Here is a 20,902-nt window from a genome sequence, read left to right on the forward strand (position 1 = left end):
GGGCGCCGGCCAGGCGGGCTACTTGAACAGCTTGCGAATGAGTCCGTAGAACAGCCACATGCCGAAGCCCCAGAGTGCATAGACCGTCGGCACGACGATCACGCCCGGCAGCCGCCAGCCGCCGCCGACCGGCACGCCCTTGATCGGCAGGACGACGAACCAGTTCACTGCCAACACAAGCGTGATCGCGAACAGCATCCACCCCAGAGGCCCTTTCAGGATGCCGGGCAGGCGTGCGACCACGAAGGCGCCGAGGACACCCCAAAGACCGCCCCAGAAGGCCAGCGAGACGATGGCCGGAACGCCCCAGGGCGGCACCGGCCGCGTGTTGTAGAGATTGGGCCGGCCGAAGCCCAGTTCGGCGGCGATGTAGAAGCCCCACTGATGGAACACCAGCACGCTGAGCGCGCCGGCGACGAAGCCCGCAACCACGATGCGCCAGAAATTGCCCATCACGTCACTTCACCTCCGAGGACGCCGATTTCGCCACGGATGCGCCTGTTCCAGCTGGGCGGCCAGTGACAACAGCGTGGCTTCCGCGCCGTAGCGGGCGACGAAATGCATCCCGATCGGCAGATCGTCCTCCGTCCATTCGAGCGGCACGGACATGGCGGGCACGCCGGCGGCATTGCAGACGGAGGTGAAGGCCACCATCGGCGCGAGCCCCTCCTCGTACTTCTCCAGACTTTCATCCATGCGCACCGTGCCCAGCGGCAGCGACGTGCGGGCGATGGTCGGCGAGAGGAGAATGTCGAAGCCCTCGAAGAAGGCTCCGAGTTGCCGACCGGTGCGGTGGAAGACCTGCACCGCGCGGATATAGTCGTGGGCACTTATCCTGCCGCCCTGCTCCGCATAGAGCTGCGTGACCGGTTCCAGATCGCCCGGCCCCGGCACGCGGCCATTGGCCCGCAGCTGGATGTTGGTGAAGGTGTTGGCGCACATCACCGTGCCGAAGGCCTTGCCGGCCGCCGCGGCATCGTATTCGGGCGCGGCCTCCTCGACGTGATGGCCGAGCGCCTCCAGCCGCTTCGCCGTGCGCTCGACGGCCGCGACCAGCGCCGGCTCCATCGATTCCCAGCCGACGGGCTTGCGCAGGAACGCGACACGGAGCCTGCCCGGCGCGCGCTTGGTCGCGTCGAGGAACGAGCCCCGGGCTTCGGGCGCGCCATAGGGATCGCCGGGTTCGCCGCCGGTTAGCGCGTCGAGCAGCGCCGCGCTGTCTCGAACGGAGATCGACACACAAAGCTGCGCGCCCGCGCCGGCCAGCGTCTCGCCAATCGGCGCCAGGCTGATGCGGCCGCGCGAAGGCTTCAGTCCGAACAGGCCGCACAGGGAGGCCGGAATGCGGATCGAGCCGCCGCCGTCGGTCGCATGCGCCATCGGCAGCGCCCGCGCTGCCACGATGGCCGCCGAACCTCCCGAAGAACCACCCGGCGACAGGTCGACACGCCAGGGATTGACCGTTGCGCCGCCGAAGGCGGGCTCCGTCGTTGGCGCGAGGCCAAACTCGCTGGTGTTGCTGCGGCCAACGATCACCAGGCCAGCGCGGCGCATGCGTGCCACCGCGGCGCTGTCATTTACGGCCACGGGTTGCTTCGCGAAGAAGCGCGAGCCGACCGTGGTCGGCGTGCCGGCACAATCGGCCATGAGCTGCTTCACGACGAAGGGAATGCCATGGAACGGGCCATCGCCCGCCGCCGCGACGGACCTGTCGAGCAGGTCGCCTTCGTAGAAATCCGTGATCGCGTTCAGGCGGCCATTGGCCTCGCGCAGCCGCACCAGAGTGGTGTAGAGCAGTTCCCGGGCACCGATCTGGCGGTGGCGGACCAGCTTCGCGACGGCCAGTGCGTCATGTGTCGAGAAAAGATCTTCCAACGGGTCAGTTCCGCCAGCGCTCGAGGTTCGCCGCCACGAAGGCGTCGTCATGAAGCTCGGGATAGGTCGCGTAGAGCCGGTCGATGCCTTCGCTCTGGCCGGGGCTCAGCTTCTCGTGTGGATCGAGACATTCGATCGACTTCAGAAGGCCCTGTCGCCGCAGGACTTCGTGGCAGCCCGGAATGCAGCCGGCGAAATCATGGTCGACGTCGAACACGACGCTGTTGCAGTCCGTCACGAATGAATCGAGCGCTAGCACCTCGGGCGGGATCGCGCCGTTCGACACCGAGAGCTTGAGCCGTTCCAGCATCTTCGCCGCGCCGCGCGTCCAAACGCTCCAGTGGCCGAGCAGGCCACCCTGGAAGCGCAAGGTCACCTCGCGATTGCCGGTGCGTACAACCATCGGCGTCACCAGATCGGCCACGATGTGATCGTCGTTGCCGGTGTAGAGGGTGATGCGCTCCTCGGCGTGCGCCGCGGCGATGCCGAAGCAGACATCGAGCGTGCGGTAGCGGTTGAACGGCGCCACCTTGATTGCCACGACATTGTCGATCGCGGCGAAGCGGGTCCAGAACTCGCGCGACAGCTTGATGCCGCCCACTGCAGTCTGCAGGTAGAAGCCGATCAGCGGCATCTCCCTCGCGACGGCGGCGCAATGCTCGATCAGTTCGTCCTCGCTCACGCCCTTCAGCGCGGCCAGCGACAGCAGCACCGCGTGGTAGCCGAGTGACCGCGCGGTACGCGCTTCCTCGATCGCCTGCGCCGTCTTGCCGACCGCGCCCGCGATCATGACCAGCGGCCGGTCGGTCCAGTCGCGCGCCGTCTCGATGGCGAGTTCGAGGACAGGGCGATAGAGCCCGACCTCGCGGATGGCGAATTGCGTGGAATGCACGCCCACCGCCAGCCCACCGGAGCCGGCATCGAGGTAGTAGCGGCTCAGTGCCCGCTGCGATTGCTTGTCGAAGTTCCGCTCGGCGTCGAGCGCCAGCGGGTGCGCGGGGATGACAGTGCCCTGCCGCAGCAGGGACAGGACCGGCGCCGGAAGATCGCGCCAGTGGAGGGCCTTGTCGGTGCTCATGCCTGCATCCTATCCCAGTTCCGGGCCTGCGAGGGCAAAGACATGCGAAGGGTCGTCCAGCCTCTTCGCCGTCCCCAGGGTCATCCGCATGTAGCCGCGGGGCGAGGTCGCCCCCTGCTCCTCGAGCCAGGTCCGGACGGCCCGATGCGCGTCCGGCACGTCGATGATGAACGGCCCCGGCGCGGCGGCGGCCGCACGCGAGATCAGACACAGGGCGATGGCCTCGCGGTCGGCCACGACCGGTCCCAGCGACGTCGCCACCCGGCCCTCGCGACCCAGCACGAAGCCCACGATCTTGCCGCCGACGTCTTCGGCCAGCCAGGCGCGGCCGGGTTGACGCAGGGCGAGGTGCATCAGGACCGAAGGCCGCTCCATGCCGGTGAGCGGCCGGTCGTAGACGGCGAGCCGCGGGAGGTCGGCCGGCGTGATCGGCCGGATCGTGACGCCACCAGGCAGTGCGACCGCTTCGCCCTTCACGCCGTCGAAGTGCCAGCGCGCGATCGGATACAGGTCACGAAACCCCAGGGCCAGGTAGATCGGCCGCCCCTGCTCCGTCGCATCGAGGCCCGCGACCGCGTCGGCGGCCTGCACTTCCTCGATGCAGCGCTTCAGCAGGCCCGTGCCGACGCCGCCACGGCGACGGTCCTTGGTCACCAGCACCATGCTGATCCAGGCGAGATTCTGGCCAAGCGGCAGGACCAATGAGCTCGCCTGCCACGTTCCGTCCGGTGCCGTACAGCCGAAGCCGCGTCCGGCGCCCAGCATGAAGCGCCAGTCAGCGACATTCTGGTTCCAGCCCGCCTCGATCGACAGAGGCCAGACCGCGTCAGCCTGCTCCGGATCGATCGGCTTGACGTCCAGCGCGTCAGTATTTGCCATCGCGCACCTCGTAGTGCGTGGGCTTGTTTAGCGTGGCCATGTCCCTCTGCAGCCAGTCGGTCGTCCACTCGATCATCTTCGAAAGCGGCACGCTGGGCGGACCGAACTCCTTCTCCATGCGGCTCGCATTGTTCAGCCACCCGGTCGGCGCCTCCTTGCCGGTGAGGATCGGTGTCCTCCCCAGCAGCTTGCCGAATTCGGCGGCCAGCTTGCGGATCTCGATGGTCTCCAGGCCCGTCACGTTGATCGGTGTCGTCGGCGTGGTCGCGCGTGCGAGGCAACGCAGCGCGACGCAATTCGCATCGCCCTGCCAGATCACGTTGACATGGCCCATCGACAGGTCGATCGGCTCGCCGTCCCTCACCTTGCGGCCGACGTCGTGCAGGACGCCGTAGCGCATGTCGATCGCGTAGTTCAGGCGGAACAGCCGGCCGGGCGTGCCGTGGCGAGCCGAGAAATACTCGAACATGCGCTCGCGCCCGGCGCAGGAATTCGCATAGTCGCCGGAGGGCGGCACCGGCGGCACCTCCTCCGTCGCGCCGCCACTGTCGACCGGCACGAACGGATAGACGCACCCCGTCGAGAAAGCGACGATGCGCGACTCCTTGAAGACCTCTGCGACCATCGCCGGGACCTGCACGTTCATCGCCCACGTGAGCGGCACGTCACCCGTCGCGCCGAACTTGCGGCCGGCCATGAAGACGACGTTGGCGGCTTTGGGCAGATTCTCCAGTGCTAAACGATCCAGCAGATCGGCCGAAATCGGCTCGACCCCGGCCTTCTCCAGCGCCTCCTTCACACCGGGCTCGCTGAAGCGCGCCACGCCCATCACCCGCTTGGTCGGCGCGGCGCGCTTGGCCATGCGCGCGAGCGTCGGCCCCATCTTGCCGCCGACACCCAGGACGAGGATGTCGCCCGGTGTCGCCGCCAGATCGGCCACCAGCTCGGCCGACGGCGCGGTCATGAAATCCTCGACGGCTTCGACGCTCTCGAAGCGGGCCGGAAGGTTGGCGCTCATTTCTTGCCTCCAGGATGGGCCGGGACCAGCCGTTCGCGCGGCGCGGCAGGCATGGAGCGCAACGCCGCGAAATCGAGATCGACGCCGACTGCAAAGCCCGGGCACCTGAGGGAGCCTAGTGCCAGCGCGCCGTCGCGGACCTTGAGCCGCGCCGGCTTGCCGGGCTGGCGCTCGTAGAGGTCGGGATGGGCGGCCACGAACGCATCCTGTTCGGCATCGGAGGCCGACGACATGCCGTCGATGAAATGATGGGCGTTGCGCTCGACATGGGTGAGGCCCAGCAGCGAGACCAGTGCCAGGTCCTGCTGGACGCTGACCCCGGGCTGCGTCGTCAGGTCCTCGGCCGACATGAAATAGCCCGGGCCGAGCCTGGCGACGCGCGCGGCGTTCAGGATCGATTTGTAGAAGCCCTTGCAATTCTTGCTCGAAACGCCGGCATAGCCGAGCTTCAGCGCCTCGGGAAACGTCGACAGCTCGCCGTCGGATTCGTCGATTATGACGGGGCGATACGTGGCGAGCGCCGTCACCGGCCGGCTGAGCGCCGCCTGCCGCTTGATCGGCTGCTCTATGAACAGTGTCGCCTTGACCATCTTCGCGAGCGCCGGCGTCTCCTCGACCTTGCGCCACAGCTCCACGATGCCGTCGACATCGTCGTACTGCTCGTTGCCGTCGAAGGTGACCTTGTAGTCGCCGGCTGCCGCATCGAGCACGGAAGCGATGCGCGTCAGCCGATCCAGGTCGGCCCGGATATCGCCACCGACCTTCAGCTTGTAGTAGCGCCCGCGATAGTAGGAGACGACTTCCTCCAGCGTCTCCGGCAGCCCGTCATTGACCCGTTCCGACGCCGGCCGCTCGGCCGTCGTCAGCGGATCGACCAGGCCCACCGTGTGACGCAGATCGATCGAGGGGCGCGGCTTCAGCCCCTTGAGGAAATCCGAGAGATGACGGGCGTCGATGTCAGGCGTCAGATCGGTCGCGGAAATGCCCGGCACATTGGCCGTGATGATCTGCGCAAAGGATCGGCCCGTCGCCTTGCCAAGCGCGTCCAAGATCGCCCGGTCGAGCAGGGCCGGTCCGTAGGAGGCGACCAGTGGATTGAGCCCCAGCTCGGCGCCGCGCGAGATCTGCTGGCGGTAGCTGCCGGCATAGAGCCCGAACGGTGTGTCGAAGCCGCGCGCGGTGTAGTGGTCGATGGCGAGCTGCAGGGCCTGCCGGAGCTGGTCGAGATTCTGGGCGTCGGAGAAGTCCGGGCTCTTCTCGAACCACTTGGCGCCCAGCGCCTCGGCGGCGACGCCTTCGCTGGTGCGGCCGTCCTCCAGCGCGATGCGCACGCGGATGATTGCCTGGATGCCCTGCGTCACGGTGATGACGCCGAAGCGGAACGGCAGGCGCAGGCGATGCTCGCGCTCGAAGCGGTCGACCGCCTCAACCTTCACTTTCATACCGTTTGCTCCAGCAGACCTTGAACATAGCCGATCATGCGCGCCGCGCAGGTCGGGCCGTCGGGTTCGTAGATGAAGGGTTCCATGGCGACCCAGCCATCATAACCGGTGTCGTGCAGCGCCTCGACCACGGGAGCGAACTTGTCGGCCCCCTCGCCCGGTCCACGCTTGTTGCGATCGTTGAACTGGACATGCGCCATAAGCCCCGTCGGCATCCAGCGACGGATGACATCGGCGACCGGCTCCTTCTCTTCCAGACTGGAGGCCAGCGTGTCGACCATCAGCCGGAAGGCCGTGCTGCCGATGCGGCGCACGACGCCTTCGGCCTCGGCGAGCGTATTGACGAAGTTGCAGTCGGGTCGCGCCAGCGGTTCGAGGCAATAGACCACGCCGGCTTTCTCCGCAGCGGCGGCAGCGGCGGCCCAGGCTTCCTCGACTCGCTTCGCATCATCCGGGTGGGCCACGCGGCGTTGGCCCGGCGAGCCGTGAACCAGATAGGCGCCGCCCAGGTCGGCGCACAGTTCGATGGATGACAGCAGCACGTCGACGCTACGCCGCCACACCGCCCGATCTTCAGTCGCGATCGACATCCCCGCCGGTGCCGCCAGCAGCCAGTGGAGGCCGCTGACCTCCACGCCGGCGTCGGCACAGGCCTTACGGACGGAAGCACGCCGGGAGGCTGGCATGCGCCATGCATCGTCGCCCAAAGTGAAGGGCGCCACTTCCAGCCCCTTGTAGCCGAGCGCCGCCGCCAGAGCGCATTGGCGCTCGAACGACAACTCGCGGATGACTTCATTGCACAGGGAAAGCTTCACGGACGAACCTCGCCTTGACGGGCAAATGCGCGTTCGCCAGTCTCATCGCATGGGGGCACATGATATCAGCGGGACGAAAGCGATGAACAGTTTCATCGCTCCGCGCGCATGACGAAATTCGGCACCTTGGCCAACCGCTACTGGCCGACCCTCGTCCTCTTCGCCTTCCTGCTGGCGAGCTGGCAGGCCGCCGTCACCTTCGGCAACATCCGCGAGTATCTCCTGCCCGCTCCGCTGTCGGTCTGGAACGCGCTCTGGCATGGCGATACGGCCTGGTGGCCCCACCTCTGGACCACGACTTTCGAGATCATCGGCGCCTTCCTGATGGCCGCCGTGGTCGGCGTGGCGCTGGGCGTCGCCATCGCCTGGTCGCCTGTCCTCGCCAACGCGCTCGTGCCGTTCCTCGTGTTCGTGAACACCCTGCCGAAGGTGGCGATCGCACCGCTGTTCCTGATCTGGATGGGCTACGGCATCTTCCCCAACATGCTGATGGGTGCGCTCATCGGCTTCTTCCCGGTGGTCATCAACACCGCCGTCGGCCTGTCCCAGGTCGAGCCGGACATGCTCGACCTCGGGCGCGTCTTCAACGCGCCGAAATGGAAGATCTTCGTCAAGATCCGCATCCCGAACGCGCTGCCCTACATCCTGAGCGCGCTGAAGATCACCGCGACCGCCGCGGTAGTGGGCGCGATCGTCGGCGAGTTCGTCGCCTCGCAGCGTGGCCTGGGCTACGTCATCGTCACCACCCAGAGCAGCATGAACACCTCCGTGGCGTTCGCCGCCCTGGTCTGGATTTCCGTCGTGGGCCTCGTGCTCTACGGCGCCGTCGTATTGCTGGCGCATCTCTGGGCCCCCTGGGCCGAGGGCGTCGACTGAGTTCGGGGATGGGGAAAAGGGAGACTGCTATGACTCGCACACTGTCGCTGGCGCTGGCTGCGTTGCTGGCCACCTCCGGCGCCGCCTCGGCGCAGGAGAAGTTCACCTTCGCGCTCAACTGGTTTGCGGTCGGCGATCACGCCGCCTACTGGGTCGCGCTCGACAAGGGCTACTACAAGGCCAAGGGCCTCGACGTGACCCTCGAGAACTCCAAGGGGTCCGGCGATTCGATCGCCAAGGTCGACACAGGCCGCGCCGATGCGGGCCTCGCCGACGCTGCCGTCGTCATCGCCTCGGTCGGCCGCGGCACGACCGTCAAGACGGTCGGCATGGTGTTCGACAAGACCCCGCTCAACATCTTCAGCCTCAAGGAAAAGCCGCTCGCCAAGCCCAAGGACCTGGAAGGCAAGACCCTCGCCGCCCCTCCGGGCGATTCGCAGCGCCAGATGTTCCCGGCTTTCGCCAAGGTGAACGGCATCGATCCGGCCAAGGTCTCCTGGGTCAACATCGAGCCCGCCGCCAAGATCGCGGCCCTGGCCGAGAAGCGCGTCGACGGCGTCGGCGACTACAGCACCGGCCTCCCGCTCTACGAGAAGGCGGCCGGCAAGGGCAATGTCGTGATGATGCCGTGGGCCGACTTCGGCTTCGACATGTATTCGATGTCGATCATCGCCAGCGCCAAGACGATGAAGGACAAGCCGAAGGCCCTGAAGGATTTCCTCGAAGCCTCCTACATGGGCTGGCGGGACGTCATGGCCGATCCGAAGGCCGCCATGGAAATCCTCAAGAAGCGCGTGCCCGAGGTCGACGTCGAGGTGATGACGCCCAACATGATGATCGGCCTCGGCCTGATGAAGACCGACCGCTATGCCAAGAACGGCATCGGCTGGATCGACGAGAAGAAGATGTGCGAATCGGTCGATCTGGTGAACGCCTACATGGGCCTGCCGAAGAAGGTCGAGTGCAAGGACGTCTACTCGACCGAGTTCTTCACCAAGGTCGCGATGCCGAACTGATCCAGGCAGTCGCGTCGCGTGGCAAAGGGACTGATCGACCTCGACCAGGTCGGCATGACGTATCAGGCGGCGAGCGGCCCGGTTGAGGCCCTCGCCGGCATTTCCGCCTCGATCGGGGCCGGCGAATTCGTGTCGCTGGTCGGCCCGAGCGGCTGCGGGAAGTCGACCCTGCTGCGCATCGTGGCCGGGCTGCGACCGGCCACGTCCGGAACCATCATGGTTGCCGGCCGCGCCGTGACGCAGCCGATCCCCGATATCGGCATGGTGTTCCAGGCGCCGATCCTGCTGAAATGGCGGTCCATCCTGGAGAATGTGCTGCTGCCGGCCGAACTCGCCGGCAAGGACCCGCGCGCGCTGCGGTCGCGCGCCGAGCAACTTCTCGACATGGCCGGGCTCGGCGGCTTCGGTGCCAAGTTGCCCCGTGAACTGTCGGGCGGCATGCAGCAGCGCGCCGCCCTCTGCCGCGCCCTGCTCCTCGACCCGCCGCTCCTGCTGATGGACGAGCCGTTTGGCGCCCTCGACGCCATGACGCGTGACGACATGGCGCTCGAACTGCTGCGGATCTGGGGAGAAAGCGACGTCGCCCGCGAGGCCCGCAAGACCGTGGTCTTCGTCACTCATTCGATCCCGGAGGCGGTCTTCCTGTCAGACCGCGTGATCGTCATGTCGGCCCGCCCGGGCCGCATCGCGGCGGACCTCCGGATCGACCTGCCGCGCCCCCGCACCGTGGAACTGCGGGCGTCCGAGGCCTTCGGCAAGCTCAACCTCGAGATTTTCCGCGCCCTGACGGGCAAGACCCTCGTGGGCGCGGCCCTTTAGGGCGTTGGCGCGGCCTGCCCTGCCTGATAAGACGCGGGCGAAATAGCAGGAGCAGACATGGCCAACGCCGCCACCCCGATCAAGAGCGCCGCCAAGGGCATCAGCGCAGACGCCAGGGCCTTCGACTGGGAAGACCCGTTCTTCCTCGACGACCAGCTGACCGAGGATGAGATCGCCATCCGCGACGTCGCGCGCGACTACTGCCAGGACAAGCTGATGCCGCGCGTCCTGATGGCCAATCGCAACGAGAAGTTCGATCGCGAGATCATGAACGAGTTTGGCGCTCTGGGCCTTCTGGGCTCGACGCTGCCGGAGAAGTACGGCTGCGCCGGCGCCAACTACACGACCTATGGCCTGGTCGCCCGCGAAGTGGAGCGCGTCGATTCCGGCTACCGCTCGGCGATGAGCGTGCAGTCCTCGCTGGTCATGCATCCGATCTACGCCTACGGCAGCGAAGAGCAGCGCATGAAGTACCTGCCCAAGCTCGCCACCGGCGAATGGGTCGGCTGCTTCGGCCTCACCGAGCCGGATCACGGCTCGGATCCGGGCGGCATGAAGACCCGCGCCACGACCGTCCCCGGCGGCTTCAGCCTGTCGGGTTCCAAGATGTGGATCACCAACTCGCCGATCGCCGACGTGCTGGTGATCTGGGCCAAGCTCGACGGCGGCGCGATCCGCGGCTTCATCCTGGAGCGCAGCTGGAAGGGCATCGAGACGCCGAAGATCGAGGGCAAGTTCAGCCTGCGCGCCTCGGTGACGGGCGCCATCATGCTCGAAGACGTCTTCGTGCCGGTCGAGAACCTGATGCCCAACGTCGCCGGCCTTGGCGGTCCGTTCGGCTGCCTGAACAACGCCCGCTACGGCATCGCCTGGGGCGCCATGGGCGCCGCCGAGTTCTGCTGGAAGCAGGCGCGCAACTACACGATGGAGCGCAAGCAGTTCGGCCGGCCGCTGGCCGCCACCCAGCTCATCCAGAAGAAGCTCGCCGACATGCAGACCGAGATCGCGCTCGGCCTCCAGGCCTGCCTGCGGGTCGGCCGCCTCAAGGACAAGGGCCATGCCCAGCCGGAGATGATCTCGCTGATCAAGCGCAACAATTGCGGCAAGGCGCTCGACATCGCCCGCGTCGCCCGTGACATGCATGGCGGCAACGGCGTCTCGGACGAATATCACGTGATCCGTCATGCGATGAACCTCGAGGCCGTGAACACCTACGAAGGCACGCACGACGTGCACGCGCTGATCCTCGGCCGCGCCATGACCGGCATCCAGGCGTTCAGCTCCGGCGCCTAACCCGTGTCCCTGCCACCCCCCGGCGACATCGCGATCGTCGTCGCCGGGGCGCTGGCGGCTGGCTTCGTCAACGGATTGAGCGGCACCGGCTTCGCGCTGGTTGCACTGGGCTTCTGGCTGCAGGCCATGTCGCCCCTTACGGCCGCGCCTCTCACCGCCCTGTGCGGCGTCGCCGGCCACATTCAGTCCCTTCCCCGCATCTGGAGCGGCGTGCGCTGGACCCGCCTATGGCCGATGCTGGCCGCGGGGATCGTCGGCGTGCCGCTGGGCACCTTGCTGCTCGACCATGTGAAGCCCAGCCCTCTCAAGTTGGGCGTTGGCATCCTGTTGATCGTCTACAGCGCGTGGATGGCCTTCGTGCGCCGCCCACCCATCGTGACGGGCGGCGGTCGTCCGGCGGATGCCGTCGTGGGTCTGATCGGCGGCGTCATGGGCGGGATGGCCAGTCTCAGCGGCCCGGCGCCGGCGATCTGGGCACAGCTGCGCGGCTTCGGCAAGGACGAGCAGCGCGGCGTCAACCAGCCGTTCAACATGAGCGTCCTGTTCCTCGCGCTCGTCTCGGCCGGCATCGCGGGCTTCCTCGACCGGACCTTCCTGATCTGGGCGGCGATGACCGTACCGACGACGCTGATCGGCGCGAAGATCGGCCTGGCCCTCTACGGCCGCATCAACGATGCCCAGTTCCGCCGCATCCTGCTCGGCCTGCTCGGCCTGTCGGGAATGACGCTCGTGGCGACAAGCCTGCTCTGACACTTGTTGGAATAGGTCAATCGGAAGGACTAGATAGTAACATTGTTGCGCCAGCGCTCACCCCGGCACGGAATCCAGGTGGTGCGACATTCAATTTGTTTGTTTCGTTTATTGCGTTTATTTCGTTATCCGCCGTAAGTCCGACTTCTTCGGCGGCCTGCTAACCTCCCCTCCGCATCCGTCCGCCCGGCTCCGCCCACGGTCACAACGGGGTCGGGTCGAGGAATCGCTTCAGGACGTTTCCGGTGAGCTGGCTCACGTTGTTCCTGTAGCTCGCGTGCGACAGGGCACAGACCCAGGCGATCGAGCCGGTCGAGAAGACCGCACCGCCGTTGGCTGTCGGGAAATAGACCAGATCGGCCCTTACCTGCGCATTCTGGTCTCCCATCACGCCGCGATGCAGCGTACGGACCTCCTCCGGTGCGGGCGTCCCGCCATAGCCGAGCCGGTCGGCCGTCGCGAGCCAAACGGTGCCGGGAGGCGACCCCAGCGACCAGTCCACGCGATCGATCTCGACCCCGGCGGCGCCGTTGCCGCGCAGGCCGAAATCGCCCAGCGGCGCGGCGAGATCGATCCCGTCGGTCAGCCACGACAGCGCCGGATCCTTCGCGCCATCGAGCCAGCGGTAGGGCGAGGAATGGGTGAAGACCTGGCCGTCGAAACCGACACCGACCAGTCGCTGCGGCGGACGGCCATTGCTGCGCCAGGTCGAGGACGGCTCGCCCGTGAAGGCCAGCGCGGTCTCGCCCGCCTCTCCTTCCCAGGTGCGCAGGCCGGTCATGCCGCGGCGCATCTCGATCGTGTGCGGCACGGTCGGATGATAGGCGATGCGCCAGTAGAAGCCGTTGCCCCCGAGATACATGTGCCGCCCGCCGCCGCGCTGATAGGCGTCGAACGCCTCCCACACTTCGCGGCTGATATATTCCGGGTGCGACCCCGTGACGACGCAGGTGTAGGGCGCCAGCACCTGGACGCCGTGGCGGTGGATGTCGTCGTCCGTGATGACGTCGTAATCCTGACCCGTCTCCTCGAGCCAGTCGATGAAGTGGGTATCGTTGCCGTAGTTGAACACGTTGCCGCGAGGCCGCATGTTGAGAATGGGTCGTCGCGCGCTGCTGATGCTCCAGCCGCTGCCGTCGGCATGCGTATCGTAGGTCGAGAGGCCGACCTCGCGATGCTCCTGGATATAAACATCGTCCCGCGACAGCGTCAGCACGCCCTCGAGCATCGCCTCGGCGTGGACCTGGTCGAGCCGAAGGGCACTGTTGGCATAGGCGAGAAAGGTGCCGGTGCTGGCCACGAAGGCGAGCTTCGAACGCGGCTTGCCCAGTTCGGCGCGCACGAAGAATCCGACGAAACTCTCGACCGGCTCGTCCCCCGCCTCTGCACGCAACCGCAGCGCATAGAAACCGCTGCGCCACTCCGCCGGGACGGTGAAGCGCAAGGTCGGCTCCCACTCCGCGTCGGCCATGTCGTCGCTGTGGAAATGGATGGCACCATACTGCTCAGGGCAGTCGGTCCAGCGGTCCGTGCTGCCGTCCCAGTTGGCGCCGGTCATGCCCCGCGTCGGCATCTGACGCAGCCTGCCATGGAGGTGGTGGGCCGAAAGGTCGGTGACACTCTCGCTGGCCATCCCGCGCGAGAAATCCCACGCAGCGATCAGTCGCGCGTCGGTCATCGGAAAGTTCATGCTTTCGCAAAGCCGGTGCAGCCCGTCGATCGACTGCACGCTGGCATGGAGCCGAGGCCGGTCAATCTTGCCGTCGTAGAAGCCGTCGAACAGCTGGCTGCCGCCGTCGCTGGCGTGGGCCGCGATCACCAGCGGCACCGCGGCCGGCCATTCGAGACCCATCGGCCCCTCCGCCTCGACGCTCTCCGAGCGATCCCGCCCGGCCTGCGCGTCGGCGCTGCGGACCATGACCGCAAGGCGGCCGGCGTCGGCATCCCAGCTTGCCCCCGCCAGCACCCACTCGCGCGACAACAGGGGCGCACTGGTCGCTACGCGCCACGTCCGGCCACCGGCCGCGACGACGAACTCCAGATGGCCTTCTGCGTCGAGGCCGAGCCGCCAGCCCTCCTGCGTATCTTCCCGCCAGCGCGACAGGATGGTCTGGGCGCGGTCTCCGGTCATCGTCGGCCACAGAAATGCTCCGACGGTGAACGACTGGAACGACGTGAGCGCCGGCGCGTCGGCCACGATGGCGCACGAGCCCGGCCGGATGACCTGGTGGGCGAGAGACACTGTGCGCTCGAACGGTACTTCCATCTCGTGGACCCGGATTCCGGGCCCCGCGGGATCGGGATCGCCACAGCGCACGCGCACCAGGGCAGCATCGGCCTTCGATACCGAAGGGCTGGAGAGATGGAAGGCTACTTCTACGCCCGGCGAGACCACCATCGGCCACGCATATCCCAGAACGGAGGTCGTATCGGTCATGCCAGTTTTTCACTCAGATGCGGCGGCAGGGTTCGGCCGGTAACGGCTTCCCAGCGCAGTTTGAAGACCTCCCACTCCGCCTCGGCGATGGAGGTGAAGACGTGATTGCGCATGAGCTCGATCGGCTTGCCGCGCTGGCGCGGCAGGCGGCCCAGCATCCATTCCTTGCCGGGCTGCGTGACGATCAGCACATAGCGCCCGGGCTGGTCGGGATCGCCCGCCCACCGCAGGCGATGCAGCAGCTTCTGGAGTTCATCGCCATGCGGTCCGCGCGGTTGCCGCCGGAATTCCTCGACCAGGTCGAGCCGGTCGGGGTCGATCGGCCAGTGTGCAGCCTCGGGATAGGTGACGAGCACAGGCGGCCTATTTGGTGAGCCAGCTGATCCAGCGCTCGCGCAGCTTGGCGCGATCGGCGGCGATCCACGCATAGTCGGCGATGATCAGCTTGTCGTAGTTCTCCGGATAGCTCGGCCGGAAGCGCCGCTCCTCGGCCGGCACCTTGCCGGCCGCTTCCTTGTTGTTCGAATCGAAGCTCACCTCGTTGCTGAACGGCAGGTGCTCCGACGGGTCCTGTACGAAGAAATCGAGGAACTTGATGGCGTTCGCGGTATTCGGTCCGCCCTTCAGCACCGCCCAATTGCCGGTATCGCGGATGGCGCCGTTCCAGGTGAAATCGAAATCGCCGCTCTTGGCGAGCGGAACGGCACGGCTTGAGTAGAGCATGCTCATGACGGCGTCGCCGCCCCGCAGGATCTGCATGGAATTGTCGCCGCTCTTCCACCAGGCTGCGACGTCCTTCTTGATCGTGTCGAGCTTGCGGTAGGCACGGTCCACGTCCATCGGGAACAGCTTGTCGCGCGGCACCCCGTCGGCCATCAGGGCGGCCAGCGGCACCCACCAATCGCGGTCCCCGGTGTCGGGCAGCGAGCGCGGGCCGGGAAACTTGGCCACGTCGAAGAAATCCGCCCAGGATTGCGGCCCGCCCGTGGGGAAGGCTTTCTTGCTCCAGGTCAACGCCATGCCGCCCACCGTCCGGATGATTCCGGCCGGCGTGCAGCTCCCCAGCAAAGCATTGGCCACGATGCCCGGCATGGCAGCGCAGTCGAGCGGCTGCAGAAGGCTCGCATGCTGGATAAGGTCCGGCGGCGTGGCGGTCACCACGTCGAAGGGCACGTTGCCGCTGCGCGCCCCGGCGATCGCCCGCGCCCACTGGTCGGGAAGCTCGATGGCGATGGCGCGAACCTTGATGCCGGTCTGCGCTTCGAAGCGCTTGTAGAAATGGGCCTGCAGGCTGTTCGTCATCAGCCCACCGGTGGTGGCGATGATCACCTCGCCTCCGGCGGCACGGGCCGTCGAGATGAAGGGAAAGGTGGCGGTGGCTCCGAGGATCGTGCGGCGCGTCAATTTCATGCTGCTCTCCTGTTCAGTTCTCGGAAGTCGGCCTGCGCGCGACGGGCGAGGCCTGCCGGCCGCGGCCAGCGAAATGACCAACGACCAGAGCCAGTACGGTAAGCCCGGTCAGGACCGTGGCCACGGCGGCCAGGGTCGGCGAGACATTGTAGTCGATGTCCTCGAACATCTTGCGCGGCAGCGAGCGATGATCGAGGTCCGAAATGAAGAACGAGATCACGGGCTCGTCGAAAGAGATGATGAAGGCGAAAAGCGCTGCCGAGACGATGCCTGGGAGTATCTGAGGCAGCGTGACCCAGGTGAAAGCCTGCAGCGGACTGGCGCCGCACGACAACGCCGCGCGCTCGAGATCGGCGTCGTAGCGATGCAGCGACGCGAGGATCGTGAACACGACGAACGGCATCGCGAGCGCGGTATGGGCGGCAACGAAGCCGAGCGTCGTGCCGGTGAGCTTCAGCCCGTCGAACACCAGGTAGGTGGCGATGGCGATCGCGATGTTGGGCACGATCACCGGCCCCACCACCAGCAACTCGAACACGGGCTTGCCGGGAAGCCGGCCCCGCACCAGGGCCAGCGAGACCAGCGCCCCGACGACGGTCGCGACGATCGACGTCAGCACCGCGATGCGCAGGCTGAAGAACGTCGCGTCCAGCCAATCCCGGTCGGAGAAATAGGCCGCGTACCATTCGAGTGTGAAGCCCGAGGGCGGGAACTTCAGGTAGCGATCGGGGCCGAACGACATCGGCACAATCAACGCCGTCGGCACGAGTAGGAAGATGGCGACACCGTAGGCGAGCGCGTTTGTCGCGAGCCGTCCTGCCGTCAGTTCCGACCGCCTCCTCACGCCTGCCCCACGAACCGGTCGAGCCGGATGACACGGTGGAAGACGATCATCAGCCCGAGCACGGCGAGCAGCAGAACTCCGATGATGGCGCCGGCGAACGGCCAGTTGAGCAGTTCCGTCACCTGCTGCTGAACGAGCGTCGCCAGCATCATCTGCTGCGGGCCACCGATCAGCGCGGGCGTCACGAAGAATCCCAGCGCCAGCAGGAACACCATCACGCATCCCGACGTGATGCCGGGCATCGACAGCGGCAGGGTGACGTGGCGGAACACCGCGAAGCCGTTGGCGCCCAGCATCCGGGCGGCACGCGCATAGTCGTCCGGGATGGCGCGCAGGGTGGCATAGAGCGGCAGCACCACGAACGGCAGCAGCACATGGCTCATCGCCAGCACGACGGCCCCCTCGGTGCGCAGGAGCTGCATGGGCGCGTCCACGAGGCCGAGGCCGGTCAGCAGGTCGTTGACGACGCCGTTGCGCTGCAGCAGCACGAGCCAGGCATAGGTGCGCACCAGCACCGACGTCCAAAGCGGCAGCAGGACGGCGACCAGCAGCAGGTTCAGCATCAGCCCGCGCGTGCGCGCCATCAGGGCCGCCAGTGGATAGCCGAGCAGCAGGCTGATCAACGTCACCAGCGCCGATATCCTGATCGTGCGGTACATCACCCGCAGATAGACGGGCTCGTCGAACACCCGGCGATAGTGCTCCACCGTGAAGGACGGCACGAACAGGCTCTCGCGCAGGAGCATGCCCAGCGGCAGCAGGAACGCGAGCATCAGCACCAGCAGGAACGGCGTAGCCAGCAACAGGCTTGCGGCGGGACTGTAGGTCCGGCCCCCCAGCATGAAACGCGACGGCCGGGCCGTCATGCGGCGTAGGCGCGGGCGTGGCGCGTCTGCCAGCCCAAGGCGAAGGGAGTACCCGGCGCCGGCTCGCCGAGCGAACCGTCGGGCCCGACCCGGACGCGCAGCGTCGGCCCCTTGCTGCGCAGCAGGAGCGTCGTGACGCTGCCGGCATAGATGGCCTCTTCGACCGTGGCCTGCAGACCGGCACCGTCGCCCGAGAGACGGATATTTTCCGGGCGGATCGCCACCCTGACCGTCTGCCCGGCCCGTATGGCATCCGCCGCGGTGACGCTTGCCCGCTCTCCTCCCTCGAGGGTGACGCCGACTTCGCTTCCCGCTGCGGCGTCGCCCGAAGAGACGGCCGGCCAGAAATTGGTCTCGCCGATGAACCCTGCGACGAAGGCGGAATTGGGCTGCTCGTAAAGTGCCTTGGGCGTGTCGAGCTGCTGCAGCTTGCCGAGATCGAGCACGGCGATGCGGTCGGCCATGGTGAGAGCCTCGGTCTGGTCGTGCGTGACGAATATCACCGTCACACCCAGCTCGCGCTGCAGATGCTTGATCTCGATCTGCATTTCCTCTCGCAGATTCTTGTCGAGAGCGGACAGTGGCTCGTCCATCAGCAGCACTTCGGGATTGTAAACGACGGCCCTCGCCATCGCGACGCGCTGCTGCTGGCCACCCGACAGCTGGGCGGGCTTACGCTCGCCGTACCCTTCTAGCCGCACCGTCCTGAGTGCCGCGCGCGCCCGTTCCTCGCGCTCGGCCCGGCCGATCTTCCTCATGCGGAGCGGAAAGGCGATGTTGTCCAGCACGGTCATATGCGGGAACAGCGTGTAGCGCTGGAACACCATCCCGAGATTGCGCTTGTGGGACGGCGTCCAGGTCACGTCCTGGCCGCCGATCTCGATTCGCCCCGAGTCGGGAAAATCGAAGCCCGCGATGTTCATCAGGACCGTTGTCTTGCCTGACCCGGAAGGTCCCAGCAGGGCAAGAAATTCTCCGGTACGGACCCCGAACGTCACCCCGTCCACGGCGGCGACATCGCCGTAGCGCTTTACCAGCTCGTGAACGCCGACATGCTCGCCATTTCCGGTGCCTGTACGCAACTCTGCCCCGCCTGCTGTCACACGCATCCTAATGAGCGGCCGACGTCGCGCACAACCTCATAATTGCACGGCAGAACAAGCCCGGTTCCTTGAACTCTTGAAATCCCGGCAGGCTTGCGGCCCTGGTGTCGGCGAGCGTCGCGGGCTTCGTCGACCGGATCTTCCTTATATGGGCGGCGATCACCGTGCCGACGACGCTAACGGCGCGAAGATCGGGCTAGCGCTCTACGGCCGCATCAACGACGTCCAGTTCCGCCGACTCCTGCTGGGACTGCTCTGCCTGTGGGGCCTGACGCTGATCCTGTCGTTGCGCTAACCCACCAGAAGCGTCAGGCGGTCACTGCCGGCAGGGGGGTGTCGATCCTTTGCCACCAAGTCTCTCCGGCGGACCTTGGCCAAGTAGGTATGAACACCGGAAAGTCACCATCCCCAAGCGGTCGAGGTGACTCCTGGTGCCCCTTCTCCTATTCTCATTGCCATGAGCACCCCTGCCCCCCCGCCGAAACGCACGCGTGCCCCCTCCCCGGTCGCCAATTGGGAAGCCTATGATTTCATAGATCTCGGCGCCGGTTCGGGTGGTTCGATCCGGCACTGCTCCCGGCGCTTCAAGGCGCGAGGCATAGGGATCGAGCGAAGCCTTAAACGGGTTAACCAGGCCCGGGAGGCAGGCATCGAGGTGATACATGGCGACGGCGCCCTCTTTGATTGCGAGAAAGTGGTCCGATTTGTCACGATGATGGACATGCTGGAGCACTTGCCCGATCTGAATGTCGTGGAGATTGTCCTTGCGAAGGCAATCAAGGCCGCACGGCAGTTCATTTTCATCCGACACCCCTCCTTCGAGGGTGAAGAACGAGCGCGTCAACGCAATTACGTGGTCGGGCACTGGCGTGAGGGCTTCGGACATACGGCCCACATCATGCTTTCTGATTTCGCTGAGATGTTCGCCCGGCTGGGCGTCGGCCCAGTGACGGTCAATAGCGTCGAGCCGATCCGGCATACGAGTCACGAAGTCATTATGGGTATCGACGGAGACAAGCCCGATGAGGCGATCGACCCGCCGCTCTGGCGACGGCATGACATCTTCGTGCAGATCGCCCCTATGCCGGCGGACGAATGGGAAAGCATCACCAAGCCACTGTCGAAAGAATATCCGCTGGGCGTGCACAGATTTGTCCTAAGCTGATTCGCTATACGCGAAGTTTCTCGGCGCAAGAGCGTTTCACTTTTTGACGTGCGCATATCTGGCGCGTGCAATGCGGTTCGCCACCGACCGCTGCAACCAGACGCTCGCGCGGGCTATTCGAAAGAGGCCGCATCGATGCTGGCCTCCTGCCTAGCCAGCATCTTGGATCACATCCCGACTCGATCGGGAATCCCCGTCGATTCGTTCAAATCATGAACGGTAGCCGGCGAGAAACTTCAGGCAGCCACTTTCAGCCAAAAGCGGTTCGAGACCGCATGCACCTTTCAGCGACTGGAACTTGCGCCGGATCTCGGTCAGCGAGCGGGCATGGTATTTCTGAGGCTCCTGCTTCCAGTCAGTGCCGCCAAGACGCATGGAGAAGCTCTTGTCGCCGCGCGCGATCGCGGCGGCATTTGCCGCCGACCAGGGCAGGAACAGCGCGCCGACCTCTTCGGTGAGAAGCGGCATCAGCGTCGGCATGAGGTCCCGCAGCGGCTCGAAGTCCCCTTCCGACTGGGGCGCAAGCATGCGCCGCAGCCACGCCATAACGTTCGGCGCCGAAGCCCGCATGATCGCGCCCGGCGTGGGATCGGTTGCCGCCTCATAGAGCTGCGCCCACAGGCCGAAATCGGCCATCGCCGGCCGGCCGCCCAGAAGGTAGGGGCGCGACGCCAGATGCGCGTCGATCAGGCCCAGCGCCTTGGCGAACGAGGCCTCGATCAGCGGCTCCGTCTTGTCGTTGGAGCCAACGAAGCCAAGTCTGCCCATCATGCGCTCGGCCACGGCCGCGCGGGCCTGCGCCACCGCAAGCGTGCCCTGCGCGCCCATCATCTGCTGGGCGATGCGCTCGGCGGTGGACCAGACGTCGGGCTGGTAGCGCCAGCGGTAGTGGAACATCCATTTATTGCCCCACTCGTCGCCATACTCTTCAAGGAGCGCGGAGACGAAGGCGAGCGCGGGGTCGCCGGGGGTCACGGAACGCTCGGGATGCGATGCCTCGAAGCGTTCGAGGATCGGCGTCGAGTCCTGGATGCCTTCGCCCTCCGGCGTCACGACCAGCGGCACGAGCGGCAGCTTGGCGTATTTCTGGAACTCCGCCTGGACGGCCGGCGACCGCGGGATCCATTCATGGTCGAGGTTCTTGTAGCGAAAGAAGGAGCGCACCTTCACCGAATAGGGCGACAGTTCCGAGCCGTAGATCCGGTAGGTCATGGCA

Annotated in this window: 21 protein-coding genes; 7 read left to right on the top strand and 14 right to left on the bottom strand. The window is 66.4% G+C overall.

Annotated elements, in window-relative coordinates:
• Window positions 1-18: 18 nt before the first annotated feature.
• The 7 genes from ACQY78_RS03745 to ACQY78_RS03775 are packed head-to-tail and all read right to left on the bottom strand — an operon-like array spanning window position 19 to window position 7,107.
• Window positions 19-456 (bottom strand): hypothetical protein, encoded by a 438-nt coding sequence (locus ACQY78_RS03745; protein WP_428682873.1) that lies wholly within the window; start codon window positions 454-456, stop codon window positions 19-21.
• A gap of 6 nt (window positions 457-462) precedes the next feature.
• The gene (locus ACQY78_RS03750) at window positions 463-1,875 is read right to left on the bottom strand and encodes an amidase (RefSeq protein ID WP_428682875.1); all 1,413 of its coding nucleotides are present in this window, start codon (window positions 1,873-1,875) and stop codon (window positions 463-465) included.
• 4 nt (window positions 1,876-1,879) lie between these two features.
• Complete coding sequence (locus tag ACQY78_RS03755) at window positions 1,880-2,953, bottom strand: dihydrodipicolinate synthase family protein (protein ID WP_428682877.1); 1,074 nt, start codon at window positions 2,951-2,953, stop codon at window positions 1,880-1,882.
• A 9-nt stretch (window positions 2,954-2,962) separates the two neighbouring features.
• Entirely contained in the window at window positions 2,963-3,832 is an 870-nt protein-coding gene (locus ACQY78_RS03760; RefSeq protein WP_428682879.1) for a GNAT family N-acetyltransferase, read from the bottom strand.
• Window positions 3,819-4,850 carry an NAD-dependent epimerase/dehydratase family protein gene (locus ACQY78_RS03765; RefSeq protein ID WP_428682881.1) on the bottom strand — a complete coding sequence of 344 codons (1,032 nt, stop codon included), beginning with the start codon at window positions 4,848-4,850 and terminating at the stop codon, window positions 3,819-3,821. Before ACQY78_RS03765 ends, ACQY78_RS03760 begins: the two co-directional genes overlap by 14 nt.
• Window positions 4,847-6,292: a mandelate racemase gene (locus ACQY78_RS03770; protein ID WP_428682883.1), complete on the bottom strand. Its 1,446-nt coding sequence runs from the start codon at window positions 6,290-6,292 to the stop codon at window positions 4,847-4,849. Before ACQY78_RS03770 ends, ACQY78_RS03765 begins: the two co-directional genes overlap by 4 nt.
• A complete protein-coding gene (locus ACQY78_RS03775; RefSeq protein ID WP_428682885.1) occupies window positions 6,289-7,107 on the bottom strand; it encodes a sugar phosphate isomerase/epimerase family protein in 819 nt (272 codons plus the stop codon). The genes ACQY78_RS03770 and ACQY78_RS03775 overlap by 4 nt, the downstream gene beginning before the upstream one ends.
• Window positions 7,108-7,215: 108 nt before the next feature.
• Here ACQY78_RS03775 and ACQY78_RS03780 point away from each other — a divergent pair, with 108 nt between their 5' ends.
• Genes ACQY78_RS03780 through ACQY78_RS03800 form a run of 5 tightly spaced genes read left to right on the top strand, consistent with a single transcriptional unit; the run spans window position 7,216 to window position 11,861 of the window.
• Complete coding sequence (locus ACQY78_RS03780) at window positions 7,216-7,983, top strand: ABC transporter permease (RefSeq protein WP_428682887.1); 768 nt, start codon at window positions 7,216-7,218, stop codon at window positions 7,981-7,983.
• Window positions 7,984-8,012: 29 nt separating this feature from the next.
• The gene (locus ACQY78_RS03785) at window positions 8,013-8,999 is read left to right on the top strand and encodes an ABC transporter substrate-binding protein (protein WP_428682889.1); all 987 of its coding nucleotides are present in this window, start codon (window positions 8,013-8,015) and stop codon (window positions 8,997-8,999) included.
• 18 nt (window positions 9,000-9,017) lie between these two features.
• Window positions 9,018-9,818: an ABC transporter ATP-binding protein gene (locus ACQY78_RS03790; RefSeq protein WP_428682891.1), complete on the top strand. Its 801-nt coding sequence runs from the start codon at window positions 9,018-9,020 to the stop codon at window positions 9,816-9,818.
• A 57-nt stretch (window positions 9,819-9,875) separates the two neighbouring features.
• A complete protein-coding gene (locus ACQY78_RS03795) occupies window positions 9,876-11,111 on the top strand; it encodes an acyl-CoA dehydrogenase (protein WP_425065715.1) in 1,236 nt (411 codons plus the stop codon).
• A 3-nt stretch (window positions 11,112-11,114) separates the two neighbouring features.
• Window positions 11,115-11,861, top strand: coding sequence for a sulfite exporter TauE/SafE family protein (locus tag ACQY78_RS03800; protein ID WP_428682893.1), 747 nt, complete (start codon window positions 11,115-11,117; stop codon window positions 11,859-11,861).
• A gap of 202 nt (window positions 11,862-12,063) precedes the next feature.
• On the opposite strand, the gene ACQY78_RS03805 is transcribed toward ACQY78_RS03800, so the two are convergent.
• Genes ACQY78_RS03805 through ACQY78_RS03830 form a run of 6 tightly spaced genes read right to left on the bottom strand, consistent with a single transcriptional unit; the run spans window position 12,064 to window position 18,500 of the window.
• Window positions 12,064-14,298, bottom strand: a complete 2,235-nt coding sequence (locus tag ACQY78_RS03805; protein ID WP_428682895.1) for a N,N-dimethylformamidase beta subunit family domain-containing protein — start codon at window positions 14,296-14,298, stop codon at window positions 12,064-12,066.
• Window positions 14,295-14,654: a hypothetical protein gene (locus tag ACQY78_RS03810; protein WP_422013470.1), complete on the bottom strand. Its 360-nt coding sequence runs from the start codon at window positions 14,652-14,654 to the stop codon at window positions 14,295-14,297. The genes ACQY78_RS03805 and ACQY78_RS03810 overlap by 4 nt, the downstream gene beginning before the upstream one ends.
• 7 nt (window positions 14,655-14,661) lie before the next feature.
• On the bottom strand, window positions 14,662-15,708 hold the full coding sequence (locus ACQY78_RS03815; RefSeq protein WP_428682897.1) for an extracellular solute-binding protein: 1,047 nt from the start codon (window positions 15,706-15,708) through the stop codon (window positions 14,662-14,664).
• Between the two features lie 13 nt (window positions 15,709-15,721).
• Window positions 15,722-16,552 carry an ABC transporter permease gene (locus ACQY78_RS03820; RefSeq protein ID WP_428682899.1) on the bottom strand — a complete coding sequence of 277 codons (831 nt, stop codon included), beginning with the start codon at window positions 16,550-16,552 and terminating at the stop codon, window positions 15,722-15,724.
• Complete coding sequence (locus tag ACQY78_RS03825; protein ID WP_428682901.1) at window positions 16,549-17,418, bottom strand: ABC transporter permease; 870 nt, start codon at window positions 17,416-17,418, stop codon at window positions 16,549-16,551. Before ACQY78_RS03825 ends, ACQY78_RS03820 begins: the two co-directional genes overlap by 4 nt.
• Complete coding sequence (locus tag ACQY78_RS03830; protein WP_428682903.1) at window positions 17,415-18,500, bottom strand: ABC transporter ATP-binding protein; 1,086 nt, start codon at window positions 18,498-18,500, stop codon at window positions 17,415-17,417. The genes ACQY78_RS03825 and ACQY78_RS03830 overlap by 4 nt, the downstream gene beginning before the upstream one ends.
• 169 nt (window positions 18,501-18,669) lie before the next feature.
• Here ACQY78_RS03830 and ACQY78_RS03835 point away from each other — a divergent pair, with 169 nt between their 5' ends.
• Window positions 18,670-18,816: a hypothetical protein gene (locus tag ACQY78_RS03835; protein WP_428682905.1), complete on the top strand. Its 147-nt coding sequence runs from the start codon at window positions 18,670-18,672 to the stop codon at window positions 18,814-18,816.
• Between the two features lie 162 nt (window positions 18,817-18,978).
• A complete protein-coding gene (locus ACQY78_RS03840; RefSeq protein ID WP_428682907.1) occupies window positions 18,979-19,686 on the top strand; it encodes a class I SAM-dependent methyltransferase in 708 nt (235 codons plus the stop codon).
• A gap of 210 nt (window positions 19,687-19,896) precedes the next feature.
• Here ACQY78_RS03840 and ACQY78_RS03845 read toward each other — a convergent pair whose 3' ends face one another.
• Window positions 19,897-20,898 carry a glutathione S-transferase family protein gene (locus tag ACQY78_RS03845; RefSeq protein ID WP_428682909.1) on the bottom strand — a complete coding sequence of 334 codons (1,002 nt, stop codon included), beginning with the start codon at window positions 20,896-20,898 and terminating at the stop codon, window positions 19,897-19,899.
• Window positions 20,899-20,902 lie beyond the last annotated feature (4 nt).

This window comes from Reyranella sp., from assembly GCF_965279625.1.
GTDB lineage: Bacteria > Pseudomonadota > Alphaproteobacteria > Reyranellales > Reyranellaceae > Reyranella.

What these genes read in the sequence shown, in the direction of transcription:
- ACQY78_RS03780 (WP_428682887.1), top strand. Translation starts at nt 7,216, where the DNA reads ATGACGAAATTCGGCACCTTGGCCAACCGCTACTGGCCGACCCTCGTC.
- ACQY78_RS03840 (WP_428682907.1), top strand. Translation starts at nt 18,979, where the DNA reads ATGAGCACCCCTGCCCCCCCGCCGAAACGCACGCGTGCCCCCTCCCCG.
- ACQY78_RS03815 (WP_428682897.1), bottom strand. Translation starts at nt 15,708, where the DNA reads ATGAAATTGACGCGCCGCACGATCCTCGGAGCCACCGCCACCTTTCCC.
- ACQY78_RS03785 (WP_428682889.1), top strand. Translation starts at nt 8,013, where the DNA reads ATGACTCGCACACTGTCGCTGGCGCTGGCTGCGTTGCTGGCCACCTCC.
- ACQY78_RS03760 (WP_428682879.1), bottom strand. Translation starts at nt 3,832, where the DNA reads ATGGCAAATACTGACGCGCTGGACGTCAAGCCGATCGATCCGGAGCAG.
- ACQY78_RS03755 (WP_428682877.1), bottom strand. Translation starts at nt 2,953, where the DNA reads ATGAGCACCGACAAGGCCCTCCACTGGCGCGATCTTCCGGCGCCGGTC.
- ACQY78_RS03835 (WP_428682905.1), top strand. Translation starts at nt 18,670, where the DNA reads ATGGGCGGCGATCACCGTGCCGACGACGCTAACGGCGCGAAGATCGGG.
- ACQY78_RS03825 (WP_428682901.1), bottom strand. Translation starts at nt 17,418, where the DNA reads ATGACGGCCCGGCCGTCGCGTTTCATGCTGGGGGGCCGGACCTACAGT.
- ACQY78_RS03805 (WP_428682895.1), bottom strand. Translation starts at nt 14,298, where the DNA reads ATGACCGATACGACCTCCGTTCTGGGATATGCGTGGCCGATGGTGGTC.
- ACQY78_RS03770 (WP_428682883.1), bottom strand. Translation starts at nt 6,292, where the DNA reads ATGAAAGTGAAGGTTGAGGCGGTCGACCGCTTCGAGCGCGAGCATCGC.
- ACQY78_RS03765 (WP_428682881.1), bottom strand. Translation starts at nt 4,850, where the DNA reads ATGAGCGCCAACCTTCCGGCCCGCTTCGAGAGCGTCGAAGCCGTCGAG.
- ACQY78_RS03845 (WP_428682909.1), bottom strand. Translation starts at nt 20,898, where the DNA reads ATGACCTACCGGATCTACGGCTCGGAACTGTCGCCCTATTCGGTGAAG.
- ACQY78_RS03795 (WP_425065715.1), top strand. Translation starts at nt 9,876, where the DNA reads ATGGCCAACGCCGCCACCCCGATCAAGAGCGCCGCCAAGGGCATCAGC.